Consider the following 16,040-nt stretch of genomic DNA (forward strand, 5'->3'; position numbering starts at 1 on the left):
AGAGGTTTTCTAATGATGGCATCCGGGGAAAACCTTGTCAATGAAGAGCGATCTATGAACAAAGAACCTTCCAGCCCATGCGCCTGCTCCGGCGGCAATGGCCAACAGACGGCGTGCGCCAGTGAGCAGGCCAGCACTGAAACCACCGTTTTCCACGTGAGCAACATGGATTGCCGCAATGAGGAAGCACTGGTGCGGCGAACGCTGGAGGGCATGCCCGGTGTCGAGCGGCTCCTGTTCGATCTTCCGCAGCGTTTGTTGACCATTTCGCACCGCGAAGTCTCGGCCGATGCCTTGGAGCAAGCGCTGAATTCGGTGGGCATGAAGGCTCAGGCTGTCCGAGACGCCGCCGTGTCGACCACCTACCGCATCGAGAACATGGACTGCCCGAGCGAGGAGAAACTCATCCGCTCGCACCTCGGGGCAGTCGAGGGAATTCAGGACCTCGACTTCGACCTCGCTGAGCGCACCCTGTCGGTGAAACACCTCGCTCAGGCACGCGCGCAGATGGAGCAGGTCCTGGCCTCGATCGGCATGCGCGCCAAGGAGCAGACCTTCGGCCACACGGGGCCGATCGAAGCCGCGGCTGTGATCCCATCCTCGGCCCTGCAGCAGCAACCAACCGCTGCCGTTTCCGCGCCGCCGATCGGCGAGCGGGTGACGTACCGGATCGAGAACATGGATTGCCCGACGGAAGAAGCGCTGATCCGCGACCGGCTGGGCAAGCTGCCGGGTGTGACCGCGCTCGACTTCAATCTGATGCAGCGTGTGCTGGGAGTCCAGCACACGCTGGCGACCTCAGCGCCGATCGAGAAGGCGCTTGCTTCCATTGGAATGCAGGCTGCGCGGCAGGACATGCAGACAGCCACCACGGTACTTCGCATCGCGAAGATGGACTGTCCGACCGAGGAAAGTCTGATCCGCGGCAAGCTGCAAGGCATGCCGGGCGTGCAGGGAATGGATTTCAACCTGATGCAGCGCACGCTCACGGTTCGGCACACACCCGACGCGATCAAGCCGGCAGTCGAAGCCATCGAATCGCTGGGCATGGAAGCCGAGGTCCAGAGGACTGATGAGCCGCGCGATGCCCCGGTGGCCGCGCACAAGACCAATTGGTGGCCGATGGCGGTTTCGGGCGTTGCGGCGGTGGCCGCCGAAGGCGTGTACTGGGTCAACGACGGCAATCATTGGGCCGTGATCGTGCTGGCACTGGTTTCGATCTTCACCGGCGGCCTCAGCACCTACAAGAAGGGCTGGATCGCGCTGAAGAACCTCAACCTGAACATGAACGCCCTGATGGCCATCGCGGTCACCGGCGGCATGGCGATCGGCCACTGGCCGGAGGCCGCCATGGTCATGTTCCTGTTCGCGTTGGCGGAAGTGATCGAGGCGAAGTCGCTGGACCGCGCCCGCAACGCCATTCGGGGGCTGATGGACTTGGCGCCCGAGACCGCGACCGTGCGGCAGGCCGATGGCTCATGGACAGAGCTGCCGGCCAAGGAGGTCGCAAAGGGCGCGGTGGTCCGCGTGCGTCCTGGCGAGCGCATCGCACTGGACGGCCTGATCACCTCGGGTCGATCGGCCATCAACCAGGCGCCCATCACCGGCGAGAGCCTGCCCGTCGAGAAGGCCGAAGGTGACCAGGTCTTCGCCGGAACCATCAATGAGACCGGCTCTTTCGAATACAAGGTGACCGCAGGCGCCAGCGACTCGACGCTCGCGCGCATCATCCATGCCGTGGAGTCCGCGCAGGGCAGCCGTGCGCCCACGCAGCGCTTCGTCGACCAGTTCGCCCGCGTCTACACGCCGGCGGTGTTCGCGGTGTCCGTGCTGGTTGCCGTCGTGCCGCCGCTCGCCTTCGGCGGCGCATGGTTTGACTGGGTCTACAAGGCCCTGGTACTGCTGGTGATCGCCTGCCCCTGCGCTCTGGTCATCTCCACGCCGGTCACCATCGTCAGCGGCTTGGCCGCTGCCGCCCGACGCGGCATCCTGATCAAGGGTGGCGTCTACCTGGAGGGCGGGCGCAAGCTCAAGGCGTTGGCCCTGGACAAGACCGGCACACTCACACATGGCAAGCCCGAGCAGACCGACTTCGTGCCGCTGATCGGCGAGGCGCAGGAAGTTGCCGCCTGGGCCGCAAGCCTCGCGGCACGCTCGGACCATCCTGTGTCTCAGGCCATCGCCCGCAAGGCGAACCGTGACGGCATCGCGCTGCACGAGGTCGACGACTTCGCGGCGCTGCCTGGCCGCGGCGTGCGCGGCCGCGTCGCCGGGCGCATGTTGCACATGGGCAACCACAGGCTCGCCCAGGAGCTGGGCCTGAGCGAAGCGACGCTCCAGGCTCGGCTGGAGACCCTGGAGCGCCAAGGCAAGACAGCGATCCTGCTGATGGACGATGCGACCGTGCTCGGCATTTTTGCAGTGGCCGACACCGTGAAGGAAACCAGCCGTGAGGCGGTGGCCGACCTGCAGGCGCTGGGTGTGCGCACGCTGATGCTGACGGGGGACAACCAGCACACGGCCGCGGCCATCGCTGCCCAGGTCGGAATCTCTGAAGCCCGTGGTGACCAACTGCCCGAAGACAAGCTCAAGACCATCGAAAGCCTGGTCGGCGGCGAGGGCCAGGTGGGCATGGTGGGCGACGGCATCAACGATTCGCCCGCGCTCGCCCGTGCCGACATCGGCTTCGCCATGGGCGCGGCCGGCACCGACACCGCGATCGAAACAGCCGACGTCGCCCTGATGGACGACGACCTGCGCAAGATCCCCGCCTTCATCCGGCTGTCGCGTAGCACTGCGGCGATCCTCACGCAGAACATCGTTCTGGCCCTTGGCATCAAGGCGGTGTTCCTTGCGTTGACGTTCACAGGGCATGCCACCATGTGGATGGCTGTGTTCGCTGACATGGGGGCAAGTCTTTTGGTTGTCGTCAATGGGCTGCGCCTCCTGAAGTTCAAGGCGGCATGAACAATGGATGAACCATCTCTTCGCAAGACGCAGTGGTACTCACTCGCGATCGTTATATTCGCCGGCGATCAGGCAGCTAAGAGCTACATTGACGCGACAACTCCCTTGGGTTGGTCGCACGAGGTGGCGTCATTCTTCAACCTAGTTCACGCTCTCAATCCCGGCGCGGCGTTCAGCTTCCTTGCTGGCGCGGGCGGCTGGCAGCGGTGGTTTTTTCTGGCGATCGCGTTCGCAATATCGGCATGGCTCGCATGGCTGCTCTCCCGGCCGCTGCGCAAAACGGAAGGCCTTTCGTACAGCCTCATTCTGGGCGGCGCATTGGGCAACGCGTTCGACCGCGCCACGCGCGGGCACGTTATCGACTACATCGACTTTCACCTGCACGGCTGGCACTGGCCCGCCTTCAACATCGCTGACATGGCCATCGTGGGCGGGGCGATCGCGCTGGTGGCCCAGTCGTTCATGAGCGTGGAGAACCCGGCCGCCACAAAGGAGTCCCAGTGACATTGGGACGATCCGGAAATTCGCAATGCACACGGTGCAGGACACCAATCTGAAGAGAACGGCCCCCAGCATGAGCGGCCGCGGCTTGGCCCTCATGCTAGCGCCCACCGCCGCTTTTGCTGCAACGCCCTGTTGCGATGGCGGCGATTGCTGCAACGACGTCGCAATGCCTTGCTGTGAATAAACAGCACGCAAGCCAGTTGACCTGGCAATTATGAAAGTCCATCACGGCGATGCTGGCCTTTTTCGTTCCAATGAGCCGTCACGGAGAGGTGATGATGAAGCTATGCCGGGATCCTGCAAGCTTTAGGACGGTCTTCTTTACCGCATAGCGATATGCTGATGTCACCCGTTCGCCTCGCCTGGCAAGTACAAGTAGTTCGTCGCGGTTTTCTGGCCGTGTCCGCCCGCTTCGCTGGCCCTTTTGCCCCAAACAAGCGCAATCATGCCTGCGTTACCACCAAAGTTCGCCCCCGCCAGTTGCTGTTCCTAAAGGGCATCAAGCTCAACGCCATCGCCGACCGGCCAGCGTATTTCGCATCGCTGCGTGCCCGTCGGGGCCAGCCCATCGTCATCCTCGCAGAGCTGGGACCGGACGAGGCATTCGCCCTGTGGAAGCAGCATGTACTGGGCGACAGGCCTCGCTGACCCAGTTTCGCCTCATCCTCCTGACAGCCCCGCACTTATTGCGGGGCTTTCTTTTTTCCGCGTTCGCCAATCGGGGCTGTTGCAAATGCCGATTTCCGGCTGACGCGGCTCGCCTCGCGCATGAAGCTGCCCGCATGTGTCGCTGATTCGTCAGCACCATGCCAGCAGCCAGAGTTTCCAGGCTGCCGCGGATTCTTTCCGCGCTACCCGCCAGTCCGCCATCGCATCGAGTCTGCGGACGCGCGTCACCCGTGACGCCGATGCTTTTTTCTCAACCGCGTGCGGGAGCTGCCATCCCGTGAGGGACGAGGCCCCGCTTTTTCCAAGGAGCCCGTCCATGTCCCAGCAAGCCTCTTTCGGCCAGTTGGCCTTGATCCATTGCGGCAAGTTCCTGCCGCTCGAAATCCTGCATAGCGCCGCCGGCCACTACATCGGCACGCGCGATACAGAAGGTCCCGTTTCGCGGGAATCCTGCCAGTACTTCCGCAGCTATGCCGCGGCTCAACGTGCCCTCGAAAGAGGCGGCTGGTCCCAGCTCGCCACACCCTGATCCAACTGGAGGAACCACGTCATGAACCAGCTTTTGCCCCAGGAAGTCGTCGATCAGATCATGCGGGAAGAGCAGCATTTCGCCGCCGCGCCCCAAGCCTTCTTCGAGGTCTGGAAGCGCGGCGTCGAGATCGCAGGCCCGCAATGGTTTGGCGACGGCACGCGCGAAGGCCTGAACCAGGCAAAGAGCAAGTGGGATCTGCGTCCCGACATGCTGCGTGCCAACGACGCACTCGGCGTCCTGAGCAGCGGGGAACGCATGTTCCTGTCCGCCATGTTCAGCTTCTACAACGCGCGCGAGGGCGGTGCCATGCTCAAGCGCTGCCACTTCCAAGGACTGTCGGACTTCGATGGTCTCGATCTGCAACGCCGCAAGGTCATCGCCGATCTGTTGGTGAACTACAGCGGTTGGTGAGCCGGTCTGCGGCATACCACCGTCTTTTTGTTCACTGCCCATGAGGGACATGCGTCCACGCGGCCATGTCCCTCGATTTTTCTTCCGTCAGCCTGCGCCGATTGGCCCAAAGCCCTCGATCAGTGCCGCCTGACGCTTTTTCCACTTTCAACCCACCGGGGTTCAATTCCCGGTGGCGGGAATTGGCTCCATTATTCAATCTGGAGAAATTCCATGACCCAGAATCCCAATCCCTTTGTACGCGGCTACTGGAATCTGAGAGTCGTCCGAACGCTGTGCATCTGCTACGGGGACGGAAGCCCGCATGTCTGGCGATCCATCCACACGAGCCAAGCGCATCTTTCCGACAACGACCTGATCTCATCGCCTTGCATCGTCACCAGCGACTTCGCGTTGATCAAAAGCGGCACTGACGCCATCAGCGACGAGCTGATTGCTGAATGTGATGCTGTTGAAGGCATCAACGGCGAAGGCGTGGTGGGCGCCGTGGTCTATGCCATCCATGGCGACGACCTCGACGGCCGCCCGGTCCATGTCGGTGATACCTATTCGGCCGAAGCCGCGCGAGACGTGGTGCAGCGGTTGAGTTTCGAGACCGGCTATTACAGCCGGTGCTGGGAAGTCAGCAGCGCGCACATCTGCCAGGAAACCGGCCAGTACCTCGCCAACCTGGCAGACCTCGCCACGCCGGAGGCTTTTCTGTTCATCGCCTTTCGGGTTCCGTACAGCCCGGCGATTGGCGTCAAGCTGATCTCCACGCCCTGGACAGACAAGAACCTGGAATATGCCGAGGGCATCAGTGCTGAGCAGCTTCGACAGGAGCACCGCGACAAGGGCATGCCTGACGACCTGGCGAACATCCTTGAACTGGCCGGCCAGGCAGATGTGCGCATCCTCATCCTCGATGCCGACGCACCCGCGCTACTGGGCTTGCCACTGGCCGAGACCTAGCAGACACGCGACGCGCAAGCCTTCCCCTTTATCCCCCATATGCCAGCCCGCCTCCCACCAGGAGCCGGGCTGGTTCAATTCCATAGGAGCAATCTCATGTTCCCCGATCTCATCTTGCCCACGCCCGACTTCGAGAATCAGCTTGGAGCCTGCGTCAACGCCATGAGCCAGGACGACGCCATCGGCCAGATCCTGGTGTTCGAGCGCATGAGCGGTACGCTGCACATGCGCCATATCGACAGCGCCGATCTGGTGGACACCGACATTGACGACTACGAAATGGTCGTATTCGACGGTGGCAACACAAGCGGCGACACGTGGAAGCACGTGTTCTTCCCGCGTCAGCGAGAACACTACTTCGTGTACGAAGCCTGACCCCCAAGCCCCTTTCGAGGGGCTTTTTCTCGCCCGCAGCGCTGGAAAGCGGGTGCGATGGGGTGCCGTTTCCTGCAAGCGGGCCGCTTACTCCCGGGCCATTCTTGCCCCATGTTCGTCGGCGTTGCCGACACATGCCCAGGCAGCCAAGACCTTCAAGGCTGCAAGCACGGGAAGCCGTGCTGGTCGATGTTTTCCACGGACGTACCGCGTCCATCCACACCACCCACAAGGGACCTCTCCCTTGCGGGCGGGGGAATCCCTTGTTTCTTCCTCAAGGAGATTCCCATGGACCGTTCCCTCATCAAATCCATGATGCCTTCGCTAGTCGCAGGCCACGTGCCCCGCAACGTGCGGTCGTTCAAGTACCGCGTGTTCGACGATCAGCCGCAATCTTCGACATTGGGCTTCGCCGTCGACCCCCAGCCCTTCGACGGGAAGGTAGTCGCCATCACCGACGATGCCATCGTCGTCAAGCTCAAGCCGAGCGAGTTCGCTGTGCTCGATTCCAAGCTGGTGACCACCGTCCCCGACGAAGGCGCCAAGGTGCATGTCCAACCCTACGCACGGCGCCGTTTCGATGGGCTGCGGGCGGACACGCCGGAAGAGCGCACCGAGATGACGTCCGACGGCATTCCCTACACCGTCAAGACGCACATCCTCGGCTCCGCGCCGGCCAAGCTGCCCATTCCCGAGCCGCAGTGCATGGAGCTGGGTCAGCTCATCCAGCAGTTGGAGGAAATGCCGGCGCCCGATGGCTTCCGGCGCATCACCCACATGCTGGTCGATGCGGGTGCCCGGGATTTCACCTGGGTCGATCCGACGCCGTCCAAGATCATCGAGACGCCTCCGGCGATCAGCTTCACGGTCTCGACCGCGAAGTTCGAGGGCCGGGTGACGGTGCTGTACGACCGAGGCGGCGACACCTACGTGGTGGAGCTGCATCGCGACGGCGAATTGGTCGATCGGCATGACGAGGTGTATTTCGACATGCTCGGCGAAGTGCTGGAGCGACTCATCGACGACGGACGTTGGCGCCTGATCGATGTGAGCGTGATCGACGCCAAGGCTACCCGGCAGCGCCAGGCGGTGCCGGCATGACGCCGGAAACTGAATCCTGCCGGTTCTACGGCTGACCCGTGGGTCCCGCCACGAAGTTTCGCCCATGGGCCATGTGCCCACAGGCCCTCCATCCATGCGGATGGAGGGCCTTTTCTCTATTCCACATAGGAGATTTCAACCATGTCACTGCGATTCAAAGGCTCCGACCTGCGCCCCGTGCTGACCGAGGCCATCGCCAGCCAATGCCGCGTCATCCTGGTCAAGGACCAGGGCGTGTACTTCCTCGCCGAGCAGGGAGAGCGCCGCCCGGATGGGCGTGTGAAGCTGCTGGCCTATGCCGTCGGCTGCAACCCGGATACCGACCCGTTCGACGACTGGTGGGAACTGGCGCGCGCCGAACTGGGCGGCGACGACTTCGGGGAGTACTTCGACCCGAAGGACGGCGTATTCACGCGCATCCTGCACACCGAAGACGACCTGATGCTGTCGGCCACCGCCACACATCTGTCGCTGGAGGTGGTGCCTCCCGCATAGCGCGGCAACCGCCACTCGACTCTCGCAGCCCCCCACACCGGGGGCTTTCTTTTGCGCTGAGCCGGGCTGCGTGGACAAAGGGAAACGCGCGGATGCCAATTGATTGCTGTCGCGCGCGCGAGGCCCGGCCATGCTGACCCCATGCCTGCTGACGCTGTCAGCGACATGCCAGGCAACCATCGGTCTTCGAGGTTGCGGCGCAGTTTCCACTGCGTGACCGAGCCAGCTCGCACCGCATCCATCCGCGAGCGGCCACCAGTCCCTGGTGGCGGATGCTTTCGCCTTATCAACCCACCGCGGGGTTACGCACCTTTCCCCGCATGCGTGGGCTCGGTGTGTCTCCGCTTTTCCCTATGGAGATTCACCATGAACACCACTTCCAACGAGAAATCGTATTTCGACCTCCACACCTCGGGCATCGGCTACCTCCAGCGTGTCCGTGAGGTGCCCGTCAGGGGCGGCCGCCGTGCGCAGCCCTTCCTGGCCTGCACCATCGCCGCGCTGGTCGGCCCCGCCAGGGACCCGAGCTACCGCTACTTCGACGTCAAGGTCTCGGGTGCCGAGGCCAAGAAGCTCGTTCAGCGCTACATCGGCGTTGACGATTCCAAGCAGCGACCGCTGGTGCGCTTTCGCCTCGGCGACCTCTGGGGCGATGCCTACATCCGCGACAAGGGCGAACAGAAAGGCCAGGCCGCCGCATCCCTCAAGGCGCGACTGCTCAAGGCCGAGCTGATCGAGCGGGCCGAACTGGCTTCGATCGAGCAGCACGAGTTGATCACCCGTGGCATCGGCTACCTCAACCGTCCGAAGGACGTCACCCCCAAGGATGGTGACCCGTTCCTGTCGTGCTCCATCGCCGCGCTGGCCGGACCTGTCGATGAACCGGAATATCGGTACTTCGACACGATCGTCGCCACCCCTGAAGCCGAGCATCTGGTTCGCCGATGCGTGCAGGCCATCGAGGGGGATCGCAAGGTGCTGATCGCCTTTCGTCTGAACGACATGAAGATCGATCCGTACATCCGCACCAAGGGCGAGCACGCTGGGGAACCGGCCGCAAGCCTGGAATCGACGCTGGTCCACATCGGTCTGATCAAGATCGACGGCACCCAGGTCTATCCGACGAGCCAGGCGCATGCCGAGGCAGCGCCAGCGGAGGACGCACCCGCGTCCGAAGCCGCCAACGCCATCGACACTGCCGCCGACGCCGTTTCCTACCAATCTGCCGAGCCCGCCGAGCGCGAGCCCGAATGTGCAGTCGAGGAGCAGGAGCCGGCATTGGCTGCTTCGTTCTGATCCGGCACGGCCCCTCACGGGGCCTTGCCTTTTTCCTATTCGTCCAAGGAGAACCATCATGGCAGCCACATCGGCACCTACGAGATCAGCCCTACCCATCGTCGTCCCGGGCCAGCTCACGTTGCGGACCATCCGGGGCAAGAACGGCCCGTTCACGGTTGGGCGCCTTTCTACCCCCATCGGCGAGTTCGCGGTTAAAGACGCGGAGTTGGAGCAGTACCCCGAAGGAAAGTACGACGGGGATTTCGTCATTCGCTACATCTTCGCGAAGTCCTATCCGGTCGCGGGCGGCGCGCGGTTTGAAGTGCGCGCAAACCTCGACGGCATGACGCTCAACGGCATCGACAAACTGAGTCGTGATGAGGCCCGCAGCTTCGCCACCCAGGAAGTCGATCCACTCGATGAAGAGCTGGGGACGCAGCCTGCGGAAACGCCGGCCAAGCCCGCCAAGGCCTCCAGACCCGCCAAGCCCGCACCCGTGCAGGCCTCGGCGGACCCGCTGGTCGATACCACGCCCTTCGGTGTGGATGCACCGACGCCCGCTGCGGCGGCTGCCCCTGGCAGCACCGAAGAGGGCGACGTTGCTTTGTTCGGCTTGCTCTGGCCGCTGGGCGATTCCGTGAAATTGGATTCGACCATCGACCGCCGCGCCCTGCGCGCGCAGATCGCCCGCCTGGGCGATCTGGGCTACGCGCTGGACTTCAAAACGCAGGAGTGGAGCCGCCAGGCCGAACTGCAACCTGCGTGATCGCAGACACCGCATGCGCGGTGTTCTTCATCCACCCGCCGGGGCTCTTTCCCTATGCGGGGAGGCCCCCGGCTTTCTTCTGGAGGTCTCCATCATGTCCACCATCGATTGCGATACACCCCGTTCTTCGCTGGGTGAACCCGCGTGGCGAGCTGTTTGCAAGACAGCCGCCGAGCACGCCCAGCGTGGTTGTGGCCTGTCCTGGGACCACTGGGTCACGCTTTTCAGTTCGGAGATCGACGCGCAAGCCAGTCGATTGCCGGAAGAGCAACGCGCACAGGCGCTGCAGATCGCACAGGAATGGGGCTACGCCACACCGGCCGAAAGGCAGGAAACCCAGGACTGGAACGCCGAAAACGGCTACTGCTCGCACGGAATCGAACTGGGTTATTGCCCGTCCGGTTGCGATTCGGACTATTGAGGTCCGGCACACGTCATCGCCGCTTGCGCGGCTTTTCTCCACCCCTTGGGGCAGCACCTGCCTCAGGGGCGGTGCTGTTTCCGATTCACCGAGGACATCACCATGAGTCGGCACTACTTCGACACCGTTCACAAGGGCTTTCCCATCACCGTCGTACTGGGCTGGGACCGGCCGGCAAATTACTTCTTCCTATTCATCGAAAAGCCGGCCGAGCTGATCGACGATACCGCGAAGGTCGAGAGCGACGACTTCTTGTACAGCAACCTGCACGAGAGCGACCCGTTCAACCACTACCTGGACTACTACCGAGTGGTCCTGCGCCATTTCCACATCGACGTGCCCGAAAGCATGTTCACCGAAGTCCAACAGGACTGCGAGGGCAACATTGGCAACCGTGTAGTCAAGCATCAGGCCGACGGCTCGTTCACCGAACAGACGTTCTGAACGCCCAAGCGGATCGAACACCTTATCCGCATTCCTTCATCCCTAACGGGGCATTCGCTGCCCCTGCGGGCGGTGCTGCCCCTCATTTCATCGAGGACACCACCATGCACGCACACACTTCATCCACCACGCTGTTCCACATCGACGAATGCCCGGACGTTATGGCCGACGCTTGCGTCGGCGATGACCAGGGCAACCTGATCTTCCTGTCCATCTGGGCGCGCGACACCGCCGTCCAGCAGTTCCTTGCCCGCCTGACCCTCGGGCGCGACGAGCAGGGACTGGACCAGTTCCACATCATCACCGACGAGGGCGGCAGCGTCCCGGTGTTCATCGGCAACGTCGATCGTCTGGAGAAGCGCATCACGCGCGCTTACCGACGCACGCTGTTCGGTTCGCTGTCCAACGTGTGGCTGTTCGACCGGCGCTGCGTCAAGCCCGATAGGGCCAACGCCAGCGCATTGGCACTGCTGCCACGCGACAGCGCCCACCGGCTCGACCGCTTGTGGACGTTGGTGCGGGATACCTGCCCGTTACCGCTACTCGACCACTGGCGCGAGACCGTGCTGGAACTGCTGCAAAGCCGCGAGATGCTGGCCCGCCTTCCGTTCGCCCTCGGGCCGCTGGAAGGCCATCGGCTCGCCATCGACGTGCCGGCGCTGAGCTTGGCGCTGGGCTCCCTGATCCGCAGTGACGCGCTCACCGCCTATCCCTATCCGGCCAAGATTTGGACGCCGGAAGCGGTAGCGGCTTGACCCACCCTCGGAGGCACGCCTTGGCGTGCTTCCGTCATTCATCCCCGCCAACCAGGAGACTTCCATGGCTCTCATGTTCCCGCGGCTCGCCCGCAATTTCGCCAAAAATGGGTACTACCCGACCGACGAACCCACGCTCGAAAGAGCCCTCAACGCACTGATGCCCAGCGACGGGCCGATGTGCATCCTCGATCCCTGCGCCGGTGAAGGCGTGGCAATCGCCGAAGCCTCTCATGCCCTCGGGCGCGAACAGGCCAAGGCGTTCGCCGTCGAATTCGACGCCGAGCGGGCGCGCCATGCCCGCGGCCTGGTCGATCACTGCCTGCACGCGGACCTGATGGACACGATGATCTCCAAGCAGTCCTTCGGACTACTGTGGCTGAATCCACCGTATGGCGACCTGTCCAAGGACGTCAACGGCAACATCGGCTATCAGGGCCAGGGCCGTGCCCGCCTCGAAAAGCTGTTCTATCAGCGTTCGCTGTCGCTGTTGCAATACGGCGGCGTGCTGGTCTTCATCGTCCCCGGCTACGTGCTCGACGCGGAGCTGGTCGGCTGGTTGACGCGCCACTACACCGATCTGCGTATCTACCGAGCGGTGGAAACGCAGTTCAAGCAGGTGGTGATCTTCGGCCGCCGGGTCCGTCAGCGGGAGCTGGCACCCGATGGCGTCAAGGCCGTGCGCAATCTGCTGCTGCAGGTTGGGCTTGGCGAAGTCGAAGCCGAGGAACTGCCGAGCGAATGGCCGTTCCTGCCGTACATCGTCCCCGCCAGTCCGGCCGAGCCGGAGCATTTCTTCCGCGTGACGATGGAGCCCGAACAGTTCGCCGACGAGGTTGGCCGGCTGCAAGGCCTTTGGCCGTCGCTGGACACGCACTTGGGGACCGCGCAGCAGTCGCTGCGTCCACCGGCGCGGGCCTTGTCCCACTGGCATCTCGCCCTGGCTCTGGCCGCGGGCGCGATCTCCGGCGTCGTGCGCTCCCAGACGGGGCGCGTGCTCGTCGTCAAAGGTGACACCCACAAGGACAAGACGCTCCAGCGGGAATTCACCGAACGCGAAGACGGCTCCATCGCCGAGACACGCATCCTCACCGACAAGTTCGTGCCTGTCATCCGCGCGTGGGACATGACGCCTGGCTCCCCGACACGGGGCGAGGTGTTGACCATTCGCTGATCCACCGGACGCGCTGCCGTCCTGCTGTACCAACTCGAAGGAGAAACACCATGATCCCCAATCCGTTCAAGCGGCCTGCGCCGCACAAGCAACCGTTGTTCACACCGAGTACGTTGAAGTTGAGCGAGAAGGTGCATTGGCTGGCCCGGCGAGGCCTGATTGACCCCTTGGCCTATGTCCAGCGCCATGTGCGCGGGGACTGGGGCGAGATCGATGAGGCCACCCGCCAAGCGAACGACGTGGCGATCCAACAGGACAACCTGATGATTTCGCAGTTCAGGATCACGCCGGACCTGGCGCTGATCGTCAAGACCAGCGAAGACCACCAGACCACGGTGGTCCAGCTTCCCGAAGAGCGGGACCTGATCTGAGGCCCCACATCGTCATCTTCATCCACCTGACGGAGCCACTTCACTCCGGCAGGGGTGTCGTGGCCCAATGAACCATCAAGGAGGAGCCCATGGCATCGCATCGTATCGAAACCTACTGCCACAGGCTGACGTTCCCCATTGGGGCGCTCATCTTCAGCAGAGGTATCAACCGCCTGTTCAACGCGGGTCGCCTGGACCCGATTCCGTACTTCAGACGGCACGCCCGCGGCGACTGGGGCGACGTCACCGCCCAGCAATGGGGGAGGCCAACAGCTCTGCGCTTCAATCAGGCGCGCCGCTGGAATCGCACTACGTGATCCACCCGGGACTCGCCATTCGCATCATCACCGATACGGGGCGCAGCATCACCGCCATCGTGCTGCCGTCCGAGGACTGAGCACGGTTCACCCGCGGGCCACCCAGGCCAGCATCTTCAACCACCTTCGGCCACGCGCCGATTCTCCTCCCACCACGGGGCATGCCATTGCCCCGCTGGGGGTGGTGCATGCCCCATTTTTCTTTGGAGCATCACCATGTCCCTCGATCTCGAAACCACTGCCGCTGAAGCCACGCCCGTGCAGGGCGAACTGCTGGACGCGGAATCCAACCCTCTGACCCTGAGCCTTCAGGATTTCGTCGGCGAGTTCGGCGACGAACTGCTCGACGCCCTCAACAGCGCCAACCCGCCGGTCTATACCGGCCAACCGCAGGCGCACCGGCAACTCGTCGTCGCCAGCCTCAAGCGCAAGCTGTTCCCAGCACAGGCCGAAGTCGTCCACGCCGCCGCCGAGCTGCTGATCGACCGTGGCGAACGCGCCGCGATCGTCAATGGCGAGATGGGCTGCGGTAAGACGACCGTCGGCATCGCCGCGGCCGCCGTGCTCAACGCCGAAGGCTACCGCCGCACTCTGGTCCTGTCGCCACCGCACCTGGTTTACAAGTGGCGGCGGGAGATCCAGGAGACGGTGGCCGGCGCCAAGGTATGGGTGCTCAATGGGCCGGATACGCTCGTCAAACTCATCAAGCTGCGTGAGCAGTTGGGTGTGCAGCCCACGGGCCAGGAGTTCTTCGTCCTGGGGCGCGTCAGGATGCGGATGGGTTTCCACTGGAAGCCTGTCTTCACCACGCGACGCACCCGCCACGGCGACGTGGCGGCTTGCCCGGACTGCGGCACGGTTATCACCGACCTCGACGGCGAGCCGGTCAACCCGGTCGCTCTCCAAGCCGATGAGTACCGCAGGAAGTGCAGCCATTGCGCCGCGCCCCTGTGGACGCTGATCCGCCCGCGCAGCCTGTCCGGCAGCGATCAATCCTCGGCCGTGCTCAAAGCCTTGAAGCGCATTCCGACGATCGGGGAAGTCACCGCGCAGAAGCTGATGCAGAAGTTCGGGGACGGGTTCCTGGCATCGATGCTCGGCGACAACATCCACGAGTTCATCAACTTGATGGACGGCAACGGCGAGCTGGTGTTTTCTGACCGTCAGGCCACGCGCATGGAACGTGCGATGGCCAACATGGAGTTCGGCTTCGGCGAGGGCGGCTACCAACCGTCCGAGTTCATCAAGAGGTACCTGCCGCAAGGCACGTTCGACCTGCTGATCGCCGACGAGGCCCATGAGTACAAGAACGGCGGCAGTGCCCAAGGCCAGGCCATGGGCGTGCTGGCGGCGAAGGCTCGCAAGACCTTGCTGCTGACTGGCACGCTGATGGGCGGCTATGGGGACGACCTGTTCTATCTGCTGTTCCGAGCCCTGCCTGGGCGGATGATCGAAGACGGCTACCGCCCGACCACGAGCGGCAGCATGACCTCGGCTGCGATGGCGTTCATGCGCGATCACGGGGTCTTGAAAGACATCTACTCCGAGAGCACCGGCACGGCGCACAAGACGGCCAAGGGCACCAAGGTATCGGTGCGCACGGTCAAGGCCCCGGGCTTCGGCCCCAAGGGCGTCTTGCGCTGCATCCTGCCGTTCACGATCTTCCTCAAGCTCAAGGACATCGGCGGCAACGTCCTGCCGCCTTATGACGAGGAGTTCCGTGAAGTCGCGATGGACACGGCACAAGCCGCGGCCTACCGCGATCTGGCGGGTCGGCTGACCGCCGAGCTGAAACAGGCTCTGGCGCGACGCGATACGACCTTGCTGGGCGTGGTTCTCAACGTGCTGCTGGCCTGGCCGGATTGCTGCTTCCGGTCGGAGACCGTGGTGCATCCGCGCACGCGCAACACCTTGGCGTTCGTCCCGGCTCAGTTCAACGAGTTCGAGGTGACACCGAAAGAGCGCGAGCTGATCGACATCTGCAAAGAGGAGAAGGCACAGGGTCGCAAGGTCCTGGCCTACACGGTCTATACCGGCACGCGCGACACCACGTCGCGCCTGAAGGTGCTGCTGGAGCAGGAGGGCTTCAAAGTGGCGGTGCTGCGCGCGAGCGTGGACGCCAGCCGCCGCGAAGACTGGATCGCCGAGCAACTGGACCGTGGCATCGACGTGCTCATCACTAACCCCGAGCTGGTCAAGACGGGGCTGGACCTGTTGGAGTTCCCGACGATCGTGTTCATGCAGTCGGGCTACAACGTGTACTCGCTCCAGCAGGCGGCACGCCGCTCCTGGCGCATCGGGCAAAAGCAGCCCGTGCGCGTGATCTACCTTGGCTATGCCGGTTCTTCGCAGATGACCTGCCTGGAGCTGATGGCCAAGAAGATCATGGTCTCGCAGTCCACCTCGGGCGACGTGCCTGAATCCGGGCTCGATGTTCTGAACCAGGATGGTGATTCCGTCGAGGTCGCACTGGCCCGGCAATTGGTCGCCGCCTGAACTTCACACAATG

Annotated in this window: 17 protein-coding genes and 1 pseudogene; all 18 read left to right on the forward strand. The window is 63.5% G+C overall.

Annotation, left to right across the window (positions count from 1 at the left end):
- The first annotated feature begins 54 nt into the window (after window positions 1–54).
- The 18 genes and pseudogenes from U6958_RS23375 to U6958_RS23460 all read left to right on the forward strand — a co-directional run bounded on the left by U6958_RS23375 (window position 55) and on the right by U6958_RS23460 (window position 16,027).
- Complete coding sequence (locus U6958_RS23375; RefSeq protein WP_003098961.1) at window positions 55–2,967, forward strand: heavy metal translocating P-type ATPase; 2,913 nt, start codon at window positions 55–57, stop codon at window positions 2,965–2,967.
- A gap of 3 nt (window positions 2,968–2,970) precedes the next feature.
- Window positions 2,971–3,471, forward strand: a complete 501-nt coding sequence (lspA, locus tag U6958_RS23380) for a signal peptidase II (RefSeq protein ID WP_003098955.1) — start codon at window positions 2,971–2,973, stop codon at window positions 3,469–3,471.
- Window positions 3,472–3,807: 336 nt separating this feature from the next.
- Entirely contained in the window at window positions 3,808–4,119 is a 312-nt protein-coding gene (locus tag U6958_RS33350; RefSeq protein WP_003108988.1) for a hypothetical protein, read from the forward strand.
- Window positions 4,120–4,456: 337 nt separating this feature from the next.
- Window positions 4,457–4,669, forward strand: a complete 213-nt coding sequence (locus tag U6958_RS23390) for a hypothetical protein (RefSeq protein ID WP_003116833.1) — start codon at window positions 4,457–4,459, stop codon at window positions 4,667–4,669.
- 21 nt (window positions 4,670–4,690) lie between these two features.
- On the forward strand, window positions 4,691–5,083 hold the full coding sequence (locus tag U6958_RS23395) for a hypothetical protein (RefSeq protein ID WP_003098949.1): 393 nt from the start codon (window positions 4,691–4,693) through the stop codon (window positions 5,081–5,083).
- 213 nt (window positions 5,084–5,296) lie between these two features.
- Window positions 5,297–6,034 (forward strand): hypothetical protein, encoded by a 738-nt coding sequence (locus U6958_RS23400; protein ID WP_003098947.1) that lies wholly within the window; start codon window positions 5,297–5,299, stop codon window positions 6,032–6,034.
- 96 nt (window positions 6,035–6,130) lie between these two features.
- Window positions 6,131–6,409 carry a hypothetical protein gene (locus U6958_RS23405; RefSeq protein WP_003108989.1) on the forward strand — a complete coding sequence of 93 codons (279 nt, stop codon included), beginning with the start codon at window positions 6,131–6,133 and terminating at the stop codon, window positions 6,407–6,409.
- A gap of 288 nt (window positions 6,410–6,697) precedes the next feature.
- Window positions 6,698–7,510: a hypothetical protein gene (locus U6958_RS23410; protein ID WP_006226009.1), complete on the forward strand. Its 813-nt coding sequence runs from the start codon at window positions 6,698–6,700 to the stop codon at window positions 7,508–7,510.
- Window positions 7,511–7,651: 141 nt separating this feature from the next.
- Window positions 7,652–8,005, forward strand: a complete 354-nt coding sequence (locus U6958_RS23415; protein ID WP_006226010.1) for a DUF3085 domain-containing protein — start codon at window positions 7,652–7,654, stop codon at window positions 8,003–8,005.
- Between the two features lie 366 nt (window positions 8,006–8,371).
- On the forward strand, window positions 8,372–9,301 hold the full coding sequence (locus tag U6958_RS23420; RefSeq protein ID WP_006226011.1) for a DUF3577 domain-containing protein: 930 nt from the start codon (window positions 8,372–8,374) through the stop codon (window positions 9,299–9,301).
- A gap of 58 nt (window positions 9,302–9,359) precedes the next feature.
- Window positions 9,360–10,049, forward strand: a complete 690-nt coding sequence (locus U6958_RS23425; protein ID WP_006226012.1) for a DUF3275 family protein — start codon at window positions 9,360–9,362, stop codon at window positions 10,047–10,049.
- A gap of 94 nt (window positions 10,050–10,143) precedes the next feature.
- The gene (locus U6958_RS23430; RefSeq protein WP_006226013.1) at window positions 10,144–10,470 is read left to right on the forward strand and encodes a hypothetical protein; all 327 of its coding nucleotides are present in this window, start codon (window positions 10,144–10,146) and stop codon (window positions 10,468–10,470) included.
- A 102-nt stretch (window positions 10,471–10,572) separates the two neighbouring features.
- Complete coding sequence (locus U6958_RS23435; protein ID WP_016852814.1) at window positions 10,573–10,914, forward strand: hypothetical protein; 342 nt, start codon at window positions 10,573–10,575, stop codon at window positions 10,912–10,914.
- Between the two features lie 104 nt (window positions 10,915–11,018).
- Complete coding sequence (locus U6958_RS23440; protein ID WP_006226015.1) at window positions 11,019–11,669, forward strand: hypothetical protein; 651 nt, start codon at window positions 11,019–11,021, stop codon at window positions 11,667–11,669.
- Between the two features lie 40 nt (window positions 11,670–11,709).
- Window positions 11,710–12,843 carry a DUF6094 domain-containing protein gene (locus U6958_RS23445; RefSeq protein ID WP_254919932.1) on the forward strand — a complete coding sequence of 378 codons (1,134 nt, stop codon included), beginning with the start codon at window positions 11,710–11,712 and terminating at the stop codon, window positions 12,841–12,843.
- 50 nt (window positions 12,844–12,893) lie between these two features.
- Entirely contained in the window at window positions 12,894–13,214 is a 321-nt protein-coding gene (locus tag U6958_RS23450) for a hypothetical protein (RefSeq protein WP_003120017.1), read from the forward strand.
- Between the two features lie 89 nt (window positions 13,215–13,303).
- Window positions 13,304–13,611, forward strand: a pseudogene (locus tag U6958_RS23455) (hypothetical protein).
- 136 nt (window positions 13,612–13,747) lie between these two features.
- Window positions 13,748–16,027, forward strand: a complete 2,280-nt coding sequence (locus tag U6958_RS23460) for a helicase-related protein (RefSeq protein WP_006226018.1) — start codon at window positions 13,748–13,750, stop codon at window positions 16,025–16,027.
- Window positions 16,028–16,040: the final 13 nt, after the last annotated feature.

It is taken from the genome of Delftia lacustris, assembly GCF_040267515.1.
GTDB lineage: Bacteria > Pseudomonadota > Gammaproteobacteria > Burkholderiales > Burkholderiaceae_C > Comamonas > Comamonas tsuruhatensis.